We start from the raw sequence: 15,053 nt of genomic DNA, 5'->3' as shown, positions 1-15,053 counted from the left end.
CTCTCCTTACATGCCCAATTTTTCAAAAATCTTGTTGAGCTTTTCTTCCAGCGTCGCCGCCGTAAATGGTTTCACTACATAACCGCTGGCGCCGGCCTGCGCCGCCGCGATGATATTTTCTTTCTTGGCTTCCGCCGTCACCATCAATACCGGCATCGCGGCCAGCGCGCTATCGGCGCGGATGGTTTGCAGCAGCTCCAGCCCGTCCATGTTCGGCATGTTCCAGTCGGACACCACGAAGTCGAAACCGCCGGCGCGCAGCTTGTTCAGCGCATCCGCGCCGTCTTCAGCTTCTTCGACGTTGTTGAAGCCCAGCTCTTTGAGCAGATTTCTGACGATGCGACGCATGGTGGAAAAATCGTCCACAACCAGAAATCTGAGGTTCTTGTCTGCCATTGTTACTCCTGAAATAGTTAACCGTTTAATGATGCAAAACCGCAGACCGCCGCGCGGCAAACCTGGGTCATATCGCCGCCGGGTAGACCCTGCGGACTAAAATCAAATGCGCAATGCCTGGCCGCCGGCGATCTGCGCCAACATGCGCTGGCTCATCCTGTCCAGCTCGACCACTTCGCTGACGCCGCCGCCGGCGATCGCCTCGCGCGGCATGCCGAACACCACGCAGCTCGCCTCGTTTTGCGCCAGGGTATAGGCCCCGGCGCGGTGCATCTCCAGCATCCCCGCCGCCCCGTCGTTGCCCATGCCGGTGAGGATCACGCCCACCGCATTGCGGCCGGCATATTGCGCCACCGAGCGGAACAGCACGTCGACCGACGGACGATGGCGGTTGACCGCCGGGCCGTCATGCAGCTTCACCTGATAGTTGGCGCCGCTGCGCGCCAGCTCCAGGTGGCGGTCCCCCGGCGCGATGTAGGCATGGCCCGGCAGCACGCGCTCGCCGTCTTCCGCTTCTTTCACCGTGATCTGGCACAGCTTGTTCAGCCGCTCGGCGAACGAACGGGTGAAACCGGGCGGCATGTGCTGGGTGATCAGCAGCGCCGGACTGGTGGCAGGCAGCGGCTGCAGCACCTGGCGGATCGCTTCGGTGCCGCCGGTGGAAGCGCCGATGGCGATCAGTTTTTCACTGCTCAGCAGCGGCGCGTGGCTGAGGATCGCCGGCGCCGGGCTGTTGGAACGCTGCGGCAGGCGCGCCCTGGCGGCGGTGCGGATCTTCTCGGCAATCAGCTCGCTGTAGGCCAACATGCCTTCGCGAATGCCGAGCTGCGGTTTGGTCACGAAGTCCACCGCGCCCAGCTCCAGCGCGCGCAGCGTGATTTCCGAGCCTTTGCCGGTCAGCGAAGAGACCATCACCACCGGCATCGGCCGCAGGCGCATCAGCTTCTCGAGGAAATCCAGCCCGTCCATGCGCGGCATCTCGACGTCCAGCGTCAGCACCTGGGGATTAAATTTTTTGATCAGATCGCGCGCCACCAGCGGATCCGGCGCGGTCGCCACCATTTCCATGTCGGCGTGGCCGTTCACGATTTCCGTCATCAGCTGGCGCATCAGTGCCGAATCGTCTACGCATAACACTCTGATTTTACTCATTACCTCTCCTTGGTCAGCCCATACACGGTCTGCCCACGCAAGTAGAAATCCCGGCTGATCTGGCTGAAATTCTCGGAGTGGCCGGCGAACATCAGCCCCCCCGGCTTAAGCAAGGGAACGAAGCGGCGCAGGATGCGCTCCTGCGTCGCCTTATCGAAATAGATCATGACGTTGCGGCAAAAAATGGCGTCGAATTGCCCCGGCAGCGCCCACTCCGGCGCCAGCAGGTTCAGCGGCTGAAAGTTCACCCGCGCCGCCAGCTCCGGCCGCACGCGCACCAGCCCCTGATGCGGCCCGGTGCCGCGCAGGAAATAGCGCTGCATTTGGGTCGGCGTCAGGGTGCGCAGATCTTCCTGGCGGTAAACGCCTGCTTCCGCTTTTTCCAGCACCTGCGTATCGATGTCGCTGGCCCAGACCTGGCAACTGCCGGCCCGCTGGCCCAATGCATCGCTCAACGTGATGGCGATCGAATACGGCTCTTCGCCGGTCGAGGCCGCGGTGCTCCAGACGCTGTAGCCGTTCGGCCGCGAGCGCGCGTGTTCCGCCAGGATCGGGAAATGGTGCGCCTCGCGGAAAAAGGCCGTCAGGTTGGTGGTCAGCGCGTTGATAAACGCCTGCCACTCCGCGCTGTTCGGATCGCTTTCCAGCAGCGCCAGGTAGTCGCCGAAATCGTGCAATCCCAACAGCCGCAGCCGGCGCACCAGACGGTTGTAAACCATCTCGCGCTTATGCTCCGCCAGCACGATGCCGGCGCGTTGATAAATCAACTGGCTGATACGGCGAAAATGCACGTCCGACAGCGGCAGGCGCTGCACCATTTGCGTCAACATCGACGCAGTATCCCGGTTAGAAGTTGACGGCGCCTGTTTCATGCCACCTCACCGGGGAAACACGTGCTGCTTATGCGGTTTAACAATCTTGGGCTTCCTTTACCACGGGTGAAACTGCGTTGTTGCTGTTACCTGGCGCGACGAAGTTATCGTCCGCCAGACGGAATACTGCGACCGCATCAGCCAGGGTAATGGCCTGCTCTTCCAGCGCGGTGGCGGCAGAAGCGGACTCTTCCACCAGCGCGGCGTTCTGCTGGGTGACCTGATCCATCTGAGTCACCGCCTGCGTCACCTGCTCGATGCCGCGGCTCTGTTCATCCGAAGCCGACGCGATCTCGCCCATGATGTCGGTCACGCGGGTCACCGAACGCACGATGTCCTGCATGGTGGCGCCGGAGTTTTCCACCAGCACCGAGCCGTGTTTGACGCGGCTGACCGATTCGTCGATCAGCACCTTGATCTCTTTCGCCGCCTGCGCGCTGCGGCTCGCCAGGTTGCGCACTTCGCCGGCGACCACGGCGAAACCGCGCCCCTGTTCACCGGCGCGCGCCGCTTCCACCGCCGCATTGAGCGCCAGAATGTTGGTCTGGAAGGCGATGCCGTCAATCACGCTGGTGATGGCGCCGATTTTCTGCGAACTGTTGGCGATATCGTGCATGGTGGTCACCACGTCGCCGGCCAGTTCGCCGCCCTTGGCCGCGGTAGCCGAGGCGTCGCGCGCCAGCTGAGAAGCCTGCCGCGCATTATCGGCGTTCTGTTTCACCGTGGCGGTCAGCTGTTCCATGCTGGCGGCGGTTTCTTCCAGCGACGCGGCCTGCTGCTCGGTGCGGGAAGAGAGATCGTTGTTGCCTTCGGCGATCTCCTGCAGGCCGATCAGAATCGACTCCGCCCCGTCGCGCACCGCGCCGACGGTGCCGATCAGCGACTGCTGCGTGCGTTGCAGGCTGGCGAACAGCATGCTGATTTCATTGCGGCCATACACCTGAATCGGCGTCGCCAAATCGCCGGCGGCGATGCGTTCAAAGTGGCTGCGGATCTGGTTCAGCGGCTGTACCAGCATGGTGCGTAACCACCACATGGCGCTGCCGGTCACCACGATCAGCATCAAGACCGCCCCCGCCAGCATCAGGCCCGCCAGCGTGAAGGAGAACTGGTTGGCGTCTCTGGCTTCGCTGATGTCGCCGTTGACCAACTGCAGGTACTGCACGAAGTCGGCTTCGAACAAGTCCTGGGTTTTCTGCGTCGGCTGGTCCATAAACGCCTGCAGCTCCCCTTTCTCCAGAAAGCCGATCAGCTCGCGCAGCGCGCCGCGCAGCCGCTCGTAGCTGGCCTTGGTGGTTGCCGTCTGCTGACTCTGTTGCTCACTGCTGCGCTCAACCGCCATGAACTGATTGAAATAGAGATCGGCCTTCTGCAGCGAACTGCGGGCGCTGCTCATCAATTCGTTCACCTGCTCCTGCGGCAGTTTCAGCGCCGCACGGGTGCCGGCGCGGTTCAGCGTATTGCGCGCCTGCAACAGCGACACCCAGCTCAGGCTGAGCGAATCGCGCTGCTGGCTGCCGAGGGTGATGATGTCGAGGTTGTGGTTATCGGAACGAAACGCGGAATACGACAGGCCGCTGCTGGCCAGCTGCAGAACGCAGAAGGTCATCAACAACAGGAACAAGCTGGTAGAGATACGGATTCGGTTAAACACTGTGAACCTCCTTGCAGCCGGCCGGCGACCGGCCTACGTAGGGAAAAGGGCCGCTGCGAGAGAGGCCCGATACCGGTCAGAACGTTTCCCAGTTATCCTGCAGATCGCTGGCGTTCATTTTCTTATGATTGATTACCGGTGTTACCGTCGCCTTGCTGGTGACAGGCGCTTTAAACTCTTCCTGGCCTTCCGGCCTCAGGCGGAATACCGCCACCGATTGGGTCAGCATGCTGGCCTGTTCTTCCAGCGCCGCCGCCGCCGAGGCGGATTCTTCCACCAACGAGGCGTTCTGCTGGGTCACGCGGTCCATTTCCGCTACCGCCTGGCCAACCTGATCGATCCCGCGGCTCTGTTCGTCCGAAGCCGAGGCGATTTCGCCCATGATGTCGGTCACGCGGGTAACGGCGTTGACGATGTCGCCCATGGTTTCGCCGGCGCTCTCGACCAATACGGAACCCATATCGACGCGGCTGACCGAGTCTTCGATCAGGCCTTTGATCTCTTTGGCCGCCTGTGCGCTGCGCTGCGCCAGGTTGCGCACTTCACCGGCCACCACCGCGAAGCCGCGGCCCTGCTCGCCGGCGCGCGCCGCTTCCACCGCGGCGTTCAACGCCAGGATGTTGGTCTGGAAGGCGATGCCGTCGATCACGCCGGTGATATCGGCGATTTTCTGCGAGCTGCCGGCGATGTCGTGCATGGTCTGCACCACGTTGGCCACCACCTTGCCGCCCTTCTGCGCGGTTTCGGAGGCGCTCAGCGCCAGCTGTGAAGCCTGACGGGCGTTTTCGGCGTTCTGTTTCACCGTCGCGGTCAGCTGTTCCATGCTGGCGGCGGTCTCTTCCAGCGAAGCGGCCTGCTGCTCGGTGCGGGAGGAGAGATCGTTGTTGCCCGCGGCGATTTCAGACGCGCCGCTGTAGATGGCGTCCGCGCCCTGACGCACGCCGCTGACGGTTTCGATCAGTTCGCTTTGCATGTGTTTCAGGCTGGCCGCCAGCACGCCCATTTCGTTGCGGCTGGTGACGACGATCTGCTGAGTCAGGTCGCCGGCGGCGATCTGTTTGATGTGGTCAATCATGCGGTTCAGCGGGCGCACCAGGATATGATGGATGCCGGTCCAAACGAGCACGATCACGGCCAACACGACCAGCAACACGATCACCAGCGTCCAAATGGCCGAGGAGAACGACTTGTTGCTGTCTTCTACCGCGCCTTGGTACAGCTTGTCGTTTTGTGCCAGGTAGGTGTTGTAGATCTGCTCGAAACCGTCCTGATAGCTTTGTGTCGGTTGATCGAAGAAGGCATTGATTTTGCCTTCGCCCAACAGCTGAATCAGTTCGGTCAAAGCACCGTGCAGGATGTCATACTGTTGCTTGAGTTTTTCCGCGGACTGCACGTCCTGACGCGGATCGAGAGGAATTTTTTCATAGGCGGCGTAATGCTGTTCCGCGACCGTCAGCATGCTCTTCGCCGAAGTCAACAGATCGGTGACGGTGGCACCGCTGCCGATTTTGTTGGTATCCATCATGTAACGAATACCCGCTCGGTTCAGGGTATTACGAGTCTGCAGCAGGTTGACCCAGCTTTCGTTCAATTCAGACTGCTGCTGGCGGATCGTTTGCAGGACGGTAAAGTTTTCCTTATCGCTTTTCAGCGAGGAGAAAAAGAGTCCGCCCGAAATCAACTGCAAGGCGCCAAACAGCACCAACACCAGCAACAGGCTGGTGACCACCTTCATACGATTTAACATGATTTCCCTTGTTGAAGCCCGCGCAGACAGGCTCTGATGACGTTGAATGTGAGAGTTATCGGCGCCGTGCGGCAAAACTTTATGCGGGAAAGTAACTATTTTTAGTGGGGGTTCCGGGCGCGGTCTGCGGCGCCGCGACAGGTCAGGAAGAGTGATGGATGAAGGGGGCAGCGCCCTGCCCCCTGGGGTCATGAATCAGACGCTTTTCGCCACGCTGTCGACCAGCGACATCTCTTCGCTGCTCAGCAGCTTTTCGATATCCACCAGGATCAGCATGCGCTCGCCCAGCGAACCGAGACCGGTGAGGTATTCGGTCGCCAGCGTCACCGCGAACTCCGGCGCCGGGCGGATCTGCTCGGCGGTCAGCGACAGCACGTCGGAAACGCCGTCGACCACGATGCCCACCACGCGCTGACCAAAGTTCAGCACGATCACCACGGTGTTTTCATCGTAAGACACGCTTTGCTGCGAGAATTTCACCCGCAGATCGATGATCGGGACAATCACGCCGCGCAGGTTGGTGACGCCCTTGATGAACGCCGGCGTGTTGGCGATGCGGGTCACCTGATCGTAGCCGCGAATTTCCTGCACCTTGAGGATATCGATGCCGTACTCCTCATTGCCCAGGGTGAAAATCAGAAACTCTTGCCCTACCGTTTCGCCAGCCAATTTGCTGACGGCTGCCAATCCTGCCATATCATTCACCTTTTAAATCAATAAACTCATTATTATGCGGCGGCGTCCGTCAGACGCTTTTCACGGTTCAAGGTTTGCAACGCCGAGACATCGACGATCAAGGCCACGCTGCCGTCGCCCAAAATGGTCGCGGCGGAGATGCCCGGCACTTTGCGGTAGTTGCTTTCCAGATTCTTCACCACCACCTGGTGCTGGCCGATCAGTTGATCCACCAGCAACGCATAGCGGCGGCCGGCGCTTTGCAGGATAACGACGATGCCCTGCGTGGCGTCGGTTTTGGCGCCGTCCACTTCGAATACCCGATACAGCTCCACCAGCGGCAGGTATTCGCCGCGCACCTGCAGCACGCGTTCGCCCCCGGCCAGCGGATGCAGATCTTCCGCCTGCGGCTGCAGCGACTCCATCACCGCGTTCAGCGGCAGGATAAAGACTTCGTCGTTCACCTTGACCGACATGCCGTCGAGGATCGCCAGCGTCAGCGGCAGCAGGATGCGGATGGTGGTGCCTTTGCCGGCCTGCGAACGGATCTCGACGTGGCCGCCCATCTCCTGAATATTCCGTTTCACCACGTCCATGCCGACGCCGCGGCCGGAAACGTCGGTCACCTGCTCGGCGGTGGAGAAGCCCGGCGCGAAGATCAGCATGCCGACTTCTTCGTCGCTCATGCTTTCGCTCACCGCCAGCCCTTGCGACGCGGCCTTGGCGAGAATTTTTTCGCGGTTCAGGCCGGCGCCGTCGTCGATAACCTCAATACAGATGTTGCCGCCCTGATGTTCGGCCGACAGCACCAGATTGCCCACCGCCGATTTGCCGGCGGCGATGCGGGTGGCCGGCTCTTCGATACCGTGATCGAGGCTGTTGCGCACCAGGTGCGTCAACGGATCGATGATGCGTTCGATCAGGCTCTTGTCCAGTTCGGTCGAGCTGCCCTGCAGCGTCAGCTCCACCTGCTTGTTCAGCTTGCCGGCCAGATCGCGCACCAGGCGCGGGTAGCGGCTGAAGACGTATTCCATCGGCATCATGCGGATCGACATCACCGACTCCTGCAGATCGCGCGCGTTACGCTCCAGCTGGCTCATGCTGTTCAGCAGATCGCCGTGGTTGACCGGATCGAGCGTGCCGGAGCGCTGCGCCAGCATCGACTGGGTGATCACCAGCTCGCCCACCAGGTTGATCAGCTGATCCACCTTTTCCACCGCCACACGAATGCTGGTGGACTCGCTCGCCTTGGCGCGCGCTTTCGGCGCTTCCGCCGCTGCGGCGGCCGGTTTAGCGGCAGGCGGCGCGGCGCTGGCGACCGGCGCTGGCGCAGGTTCCGGCACGGCGACCGCTGCCGGTAAGCTAGCTTCTGCGACGGCCGGTTCGCTCGGCGTCGGCGTCGAGAAGCTGATTTGTTCCGGTTCCAGCACGAAGCACAGCACGGCGCTGATGTCGTCTTCGCTGGCGGAGGTGAGCAACGTCACGTCCAGACTGTGTTCCGTCTGATGAGGGTCTTTAACCTCACCGAGGTTGCCCAGCTCTTCCAACATCAAGGGGATTTCACTGGCTTTCAGCCCGTTCAGGCTGATGCGCATGCCGCCTTCGATCGCCGCCGGCGCGGCCGCCGGCTTCACGACAGGCTGCTGAACGGCCGGTTGAGCCGCGGGCGCCGCCTGCTGCTGTTGCGCTTCCAACGCCAGCTGGCGCAGCGCCTGGCAAATGTATTCAAAGCTTTCGGCGTCAGGCTGTTGCGAGGTTTTATAGGCGTCCAGTTGCTCCTGCATAATGTCTTTGGTTTCCAGAAACAGGTTGATAATCTCGGTGCTCAGGCTCATTTCCTGGCGTCTTGCACCGTCCAGCAGGTTCTCCAGCAGGTGGGTGGTTTCCTGCAGCACCGAAAAGCCAAAGGTCGCCGCGCCGCCCTTGATCGAGTGCGCCGCGCGGAAGATGGCGTTCAACGGCTCGATATCGGGGGCCAGCGGATCCAGCTCCAGCAGATGTTGCTCCATGTCGGCCAGCAACTCGTCCGCCTCATCAAAGAAGGTCTGATAAAAATCGCTAATGTCCATGCTCACGGGGTCACCTCTGGCTGTGAGTCGCGGTTAGTCGGTGCGGGTGCGGCCGCCGGTTGTTCCGGCGCCTGATCGGCCGGGGCTATCGCCGGGGATGCCTGCGCTGTGACGCTCGGCGCTGGCGTTGACGCCGCCGGCTCCGCGGCTGCCGCCGAGGGCTCCGGCGTTTGGCTGGCCGGCGCAGTCGCCGACGGCGCCAGCTGTTTCAGGCTGCCCGGCTGGGCGATATCCATCGCGTTGCTTTCGGCATTTTCATGTTCGATGCCTTCTTGCGTTTGCTTATTCAGCACCAGCACGGTGATGCGACGGTTAATCGCGTCATCGGCGCCGTGCTGTTTCAGGCTCATGGTGGCCGCCATGCCCACCACCCGCAGCACCTTGCCTTCCGCCAGGCCGCCGGCGATCAGCTCGCGTCGGGAGGCGTTGGCGCGATCGGCCGACAGTTCCCAGTTGCTGTAGCCGCGCTCGCCGGTGGCATAAGGGATATCATCGGTGTGGCCGGACAGGCTGATCTTGTTGGGCAAATCGTTGAGGATCGGCGCTATCGCCCGCAGAATATCGCGCATGTAGCTCTCGACCTGCGCGCTGCCGGTTTTGAACATCGGCCGGTTTTGGCTATCGATAATCTGGATGCGCAGCCCTTCGTCCATCATGTTGATCAGCAGATGCGGGCGCAGCGCCTTCAGGCGCGGATCGGACTCAATCAATTCATCCAGCTTTTCGCGCAGCTTGTTCAGGCGCAGCTCTTCGGCGCGCTTGTCCGGCGAATCGACCTGCTTTCTCACCAGGCCGTGCTGCTGCGTAGGATCGTCGCCGCCGCCCGGGATCGGGCTGCTTTCGGAGCTGCTCTTGTCGCCACTGGTCAGGGCCACCTTGAGCGGCGTGCGGAAATATTCGGCGATTTGCGTCAGCTCCTGCGGGCTGGCGATCGCCAGCAGCCACATCACCAGGAAGAACGCCATCATCGCCGTCATAAAGTCGGCATAGGCGATCTTCCAGGAGCCGCCGTGATGGGCGGCATGATGCGACTTGCGCTTTCTGACCAGAACGACCGGATGATTCTGTTTCATGCTTCTTCTTCTTCCGTCACCTGCTGCGCTGGCGCTTTCACGCGGCGCACGTGTTCTTCCAGCTCAACGAAAGAAGGACGTTCGGTGGTATACAGCGTTTTGCGGCCAAACTCGACGGCGATCTGCGGCGCGTAGCCGTTCAGGCTCGACAGCAGCGTGACCTTGATGCACTGCATCATCTTGACGTTTTCGGCGCTCTTCTGGCGCAGCAACGTGGCCAGCGGCGAGATGAAGCCGTAGGCCAGCAGAATGCCGAGGAAAGTACCGACCATGGCGTTGGCGATCAGCGCGCCCAGTTCCGCGGCCGGCCGATCGGCCGAAGCCAAGGCGTGCACCACCCCCATCACCGCCGCGACGATACCGAACGCCGGCAAGGAGTCGCCCACCATCGCCAGGCTGCCGGCGGGCACTTCGCTTTCCTGCTCGTAGGTTTCGATCTCTTCGTCCATCAGCGCTTCGATCTCGAACGCATTCATATTGCCGCTCACCATCAGCCGTAAATAGTCGGTAATGAACTCCACCAGGGTGTTATCGGCAAGGATGCGCGGATAATTAGAAAAAATTTCACTTTCTTGCGGATTATCGATATCGAACTCGAGCGACAGCATGCCCTGCTGGCGCGATTTGGCCAGCAGGCGGAACAGCAGCGCCATCAGATCCATGTACAGATCTTTGTTGTATTTGGAACGGCGCATCAGCCGCGGCAGCGCGCGCAGCGTGGCTTTGATTGCCTTGCCGTTGTTGCCGACGATGAAAGCGCCGACCCCCGCCCCGCCGATAATCAGAAACTCCGCCGGCTGATACAACGCACCGAGATGGCCGCCCACGATCAGGTAGCCGCCAAACACCGCACCCAATACCACCAGATAACCCAAAATAACTAGCACACGCATTCCTTAAATTAACAAAGTGGATGGAAGGTGGGGCAAACGCGCCCTGGCGCGACAGACCAGGCTGCATGTCTGGGGGCGGCATGCCGCCCCTGCGTATCACACGTCGGTATTCATTGCCGAGAGCCGGCAATGTGGCGGCTCAAATGGCGCGTTTGACCTGCTCGTCCAGCAGTTGAGGAATAATATCGGCCAGTTGCGGCGAAAGTTTACGTCTTTTTACGGCGCGGGATGGGGGTTGGCATAAACTGCAGATGAAACCGTTCAGCGGCTGGTGCGCGTGGGTGATAAATGCGCCGCCGCAGCAGCTGCAGGCAGAGAGCTGCAGCATGCCGCTGTCGACGAAACGCACCAGCGTCCAGGCACGGGTCAGCGCCAGCAACGGCGCCTCGCCGGCCTGCTGAGGACACTGCTCCAGGTAGAGGCGATAGGCTTTGATCACCGCCTCCACTCCGCTGCACTGCCCGCTTTTCATCAGAAACAGGTAGGCGTTGTAAAACATCGACGAGTGAATATTTTGTTCCCAGGTCATAAACCAGTCGGTTGAGAACGGTAACATTCCTTTTGGCGGCGGGCTGCCGCGTAACTCCTTGTAAAGTTTAATCAAGCGCCCGCGGCTGAGCTGGGTTTCGCTCTCCAGCATTTGCAATCGGGCTCCCAGCGAAATCAGCTCCATGGCGAGCTGAATGTCCTTGGCTTCTTGAACGATACTTTTCTCAACCATCATCAGGCTCTTTTCTTCGTCGGGCTAGCGTCTTTACTCGATAGCTCTTGCAGTAAATGGCTTGATAGCAAAATGCCGGTATGGATTTGTTGCAGATCGTCGACGCGCGACTCTTTGGTCAGGCGTTCGATGGTCTGGCTTTCGTTAAAGCGGAAGTGGCAAACCAGCTGGTTGGTCTCGGCCAGTTTCACCATTTGCGGCAAAGTCAGCTGCGCCAGCGCATCGGCCATGGCTTCATCAATACCAAGACGGAACATCGCGGAGGCTTTTTCATCGTTGATCAAACGCTGTGCTAAAAGTAAATATGACAGATTGATGTCATAAATATGCTTAAGTAATTCAGACGTACCCATATTCCCCATCCCGACAGACTATGTTTAAAAACATACGCTGGGTGATAAATTTTATCGCCCGTGACCTGGGTTGTTTCCCAAAGCTGGCAAATTAATCTCTCAAAAACGACTGCTATAATTTTCAACAATCGCTAAATTTGACCACTGTTCAGTATTTGCTACGAGCGTAAACCAACGTGTATGGATGTACAGCATTCTGCTTCGATAGTGTTTAGTCACCATGAAACTATTTTTACAAATTTAATAAGATTATTCCTAAAGCAGCGCAACTCTACCCCCGAACCATTAGCACACACAATGTAAGTGAGAGGCAATTTTAAATACAATGTGACATAGATCACAAAAATAAAAAATAATTAAGCCAAATACACCCAAATACGCTCACTTATTAACCGTCATTTTGTTCACAAAATAGCCATAGGTAAAAAAACGTCTTAAAAACAATGTTTATCCGCCAAAAAATTATCTTTTTTAGATCAATTCGAACAAAAGCATCACCAAACCAAAATAACAGAACAAAAATCTGTATATAGGCGACAAACTCAGTATAAATAACCATTTGAGTTACTAAAAAATATCCAAGCCGAAAAATAACCTGTGTAAACTATAAGGTTATTAGCTATCGGATTTGACTTAAGCCCTCAGCCTGAAGCTGTTCTAATTTTCCGCATCAGGTGATTATGACTTATCAATGATTCGCAGGCGTAGTGAACAAGCTAACAGACGTAACGATATGTTTCCGTATTAGCGCGATGCAAGAATGCTTTTTCTACATTAGAGTTCCCCAAAACGACATATCGGCAGCAATCCATAAAACTTTAATGCCTTTTATTTCTTTTTCTGTCGCCGTGATAATTCTCTCTCCCCCAGAGATTATTTACATGGCTTACGTTTTCATCACTTCATTGTCATAAAATAAAACGCAGTTTTGTTTTACTCTTCATATTTCCCCATCGAGAAAAACGGCTTTTCAGCGCAAGCGACGACGACAAACACCGCCCAATGCCGCAGCGGCACCACGGACGGTGAAAAAATCACCGCAAAAGATGGCCTGGCGCGGCGCCGCGAGCTTGTGCACGGCAAGAACGACGACGCGTCGGCCGTCAGCCGCCCTGAGACTTTCCCTATTTATCCGTTTATCAGCAGGATGAGATTGCTGACGGCGCACTGGCATATTATGATTTATCAAAGCGCCGCTACGTGCGGCGTGACATCATTACCCGGTGCAATTTATCTACTTGAAATGATTTTTGTCAGGTCGTACATCGCTGCCTCGACGGCGTCGCCGTGAGCCGCCGATGTGTTATTCACCCGGCTTTAACTATTAACAGGCTATATTTTAATCATGACCGATACGCTCGAATATCTGCTGACATTCCGTAAATGCTCCTCTTTGGACAGCCTGGAGAAGGTGTACGACAAACTGAACTACTCCATTGAAAATGATAAAGAAATGAGCAACATGTACCGCGCCGCCGACCACCGTCGCGCCGAGCTGGTAGCCGGTAAATTGTTCGATCTGGGCAAGGTGCCGAAAACGCTGTGGGCGCAGGTGCTTTAATTCAGTGAAATTACGTGCGGCAACGGTTTTATCTTTTATTGCTATATAACCGGGGTAAATTCGGCTTTTATTGCCGCGCGTGATGCGAAACACATTTATTCCCCCCGCCAGGCTCTACCCTTTATCCGACGCAGTACCTCCGCCAAGGCCGCCGATGCGGCAGCCTGAAATGCGATGGATACAACAAGGAGTGGGATATGGGGTATCAAAACGTTCTGGTCACCGTCGCCGTTGCCCCTGACAGCCACCGCCTGGTGGAAAAAGCCGTCTCCATCGTCCGCCCTTACGGCGGCAGCATCACCTTGTTAAGCACCCTCGCCAACCCGGAAATGTACAATAATTTCGCCGGGCCGATGCTGGGGGATTTGCGCTCGTTGATGGAGGAGGAAACCCGGCTGTTTATGGAGGAACTGCGTCAACGCGCCGGCTACCCGATCGCCGATGCGCTGATCGTGCACGGCGAGCTGGGTGACAGCCTGGAATACGCCAGCCGCCGTCAGCCGTTCGACCTGCTGATCTGCGGCAATCATCGCGACGGCATGATGAATAAGGTCTCCTGTTCCGCCGCCCGCTTTATCAATATCAGCCATATCGACGTGCTGATCGTTCCGCTCTAAGGCTAAGCACATTCGGTAACGTTGCCTTGCCGCCCCTGGACTAGGCTTAACGCATCTTGTTTGTCGCAACGCAAAGGAGCTTTCGATGTCCCCTTCTTCTCAACAGAACCGCCGCTTCCTGCTGGCCTCGCGTCCGCACGGTGAACCGACGGCGGCCAACTTCCGACTCGATACCGTCCCCGCACCGCAGCCCGGCGCCGGACAGCTGGTGCTGCGCACCGTTTATCTGTCGCTGGATCCTTATATGCGCGGGCGCATGAGCGATGCCCCCTCCTACGCGCCGCCGGTGGAGATCGGTCAGGTGATGGTGGGCGGCACGGTATCGCGCGTAGCGGCTTCACAGCATCCCGATTTCAACGTCGGCGATTGGGTGTTGGGTTATGACGGCTGGCAGGATTACGCCCTGTCTGACGGCAGCGGCCTGCGCAACCTCGGCCCGCACCTGCCGCATCCTTCCCGCCTGCTGGGCGTGCTGGGCATGCCGGGATTTACCGCTTACATGGGGCTGCTCGACATCGGCCAACCGCAGGCGGGGGAAACGCTGGTGGTGGCCGCCGCCAGCGGGGCGGTCGGTTCGGTGGTCGGCCAAATCGGTAAGCTGAAAGGCTGTCGCGTCGTCGGCGTCGCCGGCGGGGCGGAAAAATGCCGCTATGTGGTGGAAGAGTTGGGTTTCGACGCCTGCATCGATCACCGCGCCCCTGACTTTGCCGAACAGCTGGCGGCCGCCTGCCCTAAAGGCATCGACATCTATTACGAAAACGTCGGCGGGGCGGTGTTCGACGCCGTACTGCCGCTGTTGAACACCAAAGCGCGCATTCCGGTGTGCGGCATCATCGCCCATTACAATGCCACCGGGTTGCCTGCGGGGCCGGACCGCTTGCCGCTGCTGGAGGGGCTGATCCTGCGCAAACGCATCCGTATGCAGGGCTTTATTATCTTCGACGACTACGGCTCACGCTTTGACGAGTTCTTGCAACAAATGAGCAGTTGGGTCGAACAGGGGAAAATCAAGTTCCGCGAGGACATCGTCGACGGGCTGGAGCAGGCGCCGCAGGCGTTTATCGGCCTGCTGCAGGGTAAAAACTTCGGCAAATTGGTGATCCGCGTCGCCGACGAATAACCTCTAGCAGGGCGTGGTACACCACGCCCTGCTTTTAGTCGCCGAATCGCACATCCTCCTCTACCGTCAGCGTCACCTGCACGATAGTGCGCACCGCTTCCACCCTCGCCGCCAGCGGCTTGCCCGGATGCGCTGCCACCGGCAAACGCG

15 protein-coding genes are annotated in these 15,053 nt (G+C 58.9%); 4 read left to right on the top strand and 11 right to left on the bottom strand.

The features are described 5' to 3' along the window. Nucleotides 1-6: 6 nt before the first annotated feature. From cheY to flhD, 11 genes are all read right to left on the bottom strand, one after another. Nucleotides 7-396 carry a chemotaxis response regulator CheY gene (gene cheY / locus ACJ8HB_RS07830; RefSeq protein ID WP_004934862.1) on the bottom strand — a complete coding sequence of 130 codons (390 nt, stop codon included), beginning with the start codon at nt 394-396 and terminating at the stop codon, nt 7-9. A 102-nt stretch (nt 397-498) separates the two neighbouring features. After that, nucleotides 499-1,548 (bottom strand): protein-glutamate methylesterase/protein-glutamine glutaminase, encoded by a 1,050-nt coding sequence (locus ACJ8HB_RS07825; RefSeq protein WP_033635003.1) that lies wholly within the window; start codon nt 1,546-1,548, stop codon nt 499-501. Then, the gene (gene cheR, locus ACJ8HB_RS07820; RefSeq protein ID WP_025159837.1) at nt 1,548-2,420 is read right to left on the bottom strand and encodes a protein-glutamate O-methyltransferase CheR; all 873 of its coding nucleotides are present in this window, start codon (nt 2,418-2,420) and stop codon (nt 1,548-1,550) included. Before cheR ends, ACJ8HB_RS07825 begins: the two co-directional genes overlap by 1 nt. A gap of 37 nt (nt 2,421-2,457) precedes the next feature. Then, nucleotides 2,458-4,074, bottom strand: coding sequence for a methyl-accepting chemotaxis protein (locus ACJ8HB_RS07815; RefSeq protein ID WP_033653630.1), 1,617 nt, complete (start codon nt 4,072-4,074; stop codon nt 2,458-2,460). A 76-nt stretch (nt 4,075-4,150) separates the two neighbouring features. Then, nucleotides 4,151-5,821, bottom strand: coding sequence for a methyl-accepting chemotaxis protein (tsr, locus tag ACJ8HB_RS07810; RefSeq protein ID WP_047571542.1), 1,671 nt, complete (start codon nt 5,819-5,821; stop codon nt 4,151-4,153). Between the two features lie 195 nt (nt 5,822-6,016). After that, the gene (gene cheW / locus ACJ8HB_RS07805; protein WP_025303271.1) at nt 6,017-6,517 is read right to left on the bottom strand and encodes a chemotaxis protein CheW; all 501 of its coding nucleotides are present in this window, start codon (nt 6,515-6,517) and stop codon (nt 6,017-6,019) included. A 32-nt stretch (nt 6,518-6,549) separates the two neighbouring features. After that, nucleotides 6,550-8,571 carry a chemotaxis protein CheA gene (gene cheA, locus ACJ8HB_RS07800; RefSeq protein WP_033653628.1) on the bottom strand — a complete coding sequence of 674 codons (2,022 nt, stop codon included), beginning with the start codon at nt 8,569-8,571 and terminating at the stop codon, nt 6,550-6,552. After that, a complete protein-coding gene (gene motB / locus ACJ8HB_RS07795) occupies nt 8,568-9,638 on the bottom strand; it encodes a flagellar motor protein MotB (protein ID WP_094859945.1) in 1,071 nt (356 codons plus the stop codon). The genes cheA and motB overlap by 4 nt, the downstream gene beginning before the upstream one ends. Further along, nucleotides 9,635-10,525: a flagellar motor stator protein MotA gene (gene motA, locus ACJ8HB_RS07790; protein ID WP_047025446.1), complete on the bottom strand. Its 891-nt coding sequence runs from the start codon at nt 10,523-10,525 to the stop codon at nt 9,635-9,637. The genes motB and motA overlap by 4 nt, the downstream gene beginning before the upstream one ends. 145 nt (nt 10,526-10,670) lie before the next feature. Beyond that, the gene (gene flhC, locus ACJ8HB_RS07785; protein WP_016927281.1) at nt 10,671-11,255 is read right to left on the bottom strand and encodes a flagellar transcriptional regulator FlhC; all 585 of its coding nucleotides are present in this window, start codon (nt 11,253-11,255) and stop codon (nt 10,671-10,673) included. Further along, nucleotides 11,255-11,605 (bottom strand): flagellar transcriptional regulator FlhD, encoded by a 351-nt coding sequence (gene flhD / locus ACJ8HB_RS07780; RefSeq protein WP_033647796.1) that lies wholly within the window; start codon nt 11,603-11,605, stop codon nt 11,255-11,257. The genes flhC and flhD overlap by 1 nt, the downstream gene beginning before the upstream one ends. Before the next feature lie 928 nt (nt 11,606-12,533). Between flhD and ACJ8HB_RS07775 the strand changes: the two genes are divergently transcribed. The 4 genes from ACJ8HB_RS07775 (at nt 12,534) to ACJ8HB_RS07760 (ending at nt 14,903) form a co-directional block, all read left to right on the top strand. Beyond that, complete coding sequence (locus ACJ8HB_RS07775) at nt 12,534-12,896, top strand: hypothetical protein (protein ID WP_047571540.1); 363 nt, start codon at nt 12,534-12,536, stop codon at nt 12,894-12,896. 54 nt (nt 12,897-12,950) lie between these two features. After that, the gene (gene ydgT, locus ACJ8HB_RS07770) at nt 12,951-13,166 is read left to right on the top strand and encodes a transcription modulator YdgT (RefSeq protein WP_033635010.1); all 216 of its coding nucleotides are present in this window, start codon (nt 12,951-12,953) and stop codon (nt 13,164-13,166) included. Nucleotides 13,167-13,363: 197 nt separating this feature from the next. Further along, nucleotides 13,364-13,783: a universal stress protein UspC gene (uspC, locus tag ACJ8HB_RS07765; RefSeq protein WP_033635011.1), complete on the top strand. Its 420-nt coding sequence runs from the start codon at nt 13,364-13,366 to the stop codon at nt 13,781-13,783. An 85-nt stretch (nt 13,784-13,868) separates the two neighbouring features. Then, complete coding sequence (locus ACJ8HB_RS07760; RefSeq protein WP_047571539.1) at nt 13,869-14,903, top strand: NADP-dependent oxidoreductase; 1,035 nt, start codon at nt 13,869-13,871, stop codon at nt 14,901-14,903. Nucleotides 14,904-15,053: the final 150 nt, after the last annotated feature.

Origin of the sequence: Serratia sp. CY27727 (genome assembly GCF_052169275.1) — a bacterium.
GTDB lineage: Bacteria > Pseudomonadota > Gammaproteobacteria > Enterobacterales > Enterobacteriaceae > Serratia > Serratia sarumanii.
Note: the sequence above shows the minus strand (reverse complement) of the source record. Positions and strands in the feature narration are given on the sequence as shown.

Bases quoted from the DNA above. Each gene is read 5' to 3' on its own strand.
- motB (WP_094859945.1), bottom strand. From the start codon at position 9,638: ATGAAACAGAATCATCCGGTCGTTCTGGTCAGAAAGCGCAAGTCGCAT.
- cheY (WP_004934862.1), bottom strand. From the start codon at position 396: ATGGCAGACAAGAACCTCAGATTTCTGGTTGTGGACGATTTTTCCACC.
- tsr (WP_047571542.1), bottom strand. From the start codon at position 5,821: ATGTTAAATCGTATGAAGGTGGTCACCAGCCTGTTGCTGGTGTTGGTG.
- ACJ8HB_RS07825 (WP_033635003.1), bottom strand. From the start codon at position 1,548: ATGAGTAAAATCAGAGTGTTATGCGTAGACGATTCGGCACTGATGCGC.
- ACJ8HB_RS07760 (WP_047571539.1), top strand. From the start codon at position 13,869: ATGTCCCCTTCTTCTCAACAGAACCGCCGCTTCCTGCTGGCCTCGCGT.
- cheR (WP_025159837.1), bottom strand. From the start codon at position 2,420: ATGAAACAGGCGCCGTCAACTTCTAACCGGGATACTGCGTCGATGTTG.
- flhC (WP_016927281.1), bottom strand. From the start codon at position 11,255: ATGATGGTTGAGAAAAGTATCGTTCAAGAAGCCAAGGACATTCAGCTC.
- ydgT (WP_033635010.1), top strand. From the start codon at position 12,951: ATGACCGATACGCTCGAATATCTGCTGACATTCCGTAAATGCTCCTCT.
- cheW (WP_025303271.1), bottom strand. From the start codon at position 6,517: ATGGCAGGATTGGCAGCCGTCAGCAAATTGGCTGGCGAAACGGTAGGG.
- uspC (WP_033635011.1), top strand. From the start codon at position 13,364: ATGGGGTATCAAAACGTTCTGGTCACCGTCGCCGTTGCCCCTGACAGC.
- flhD (WP_033647796.1), bottom strand. From the start codon at position 11,605: ATGGGTACGTCTGAATTACTTAAGCATATTTATGACATCAATCTGTCA.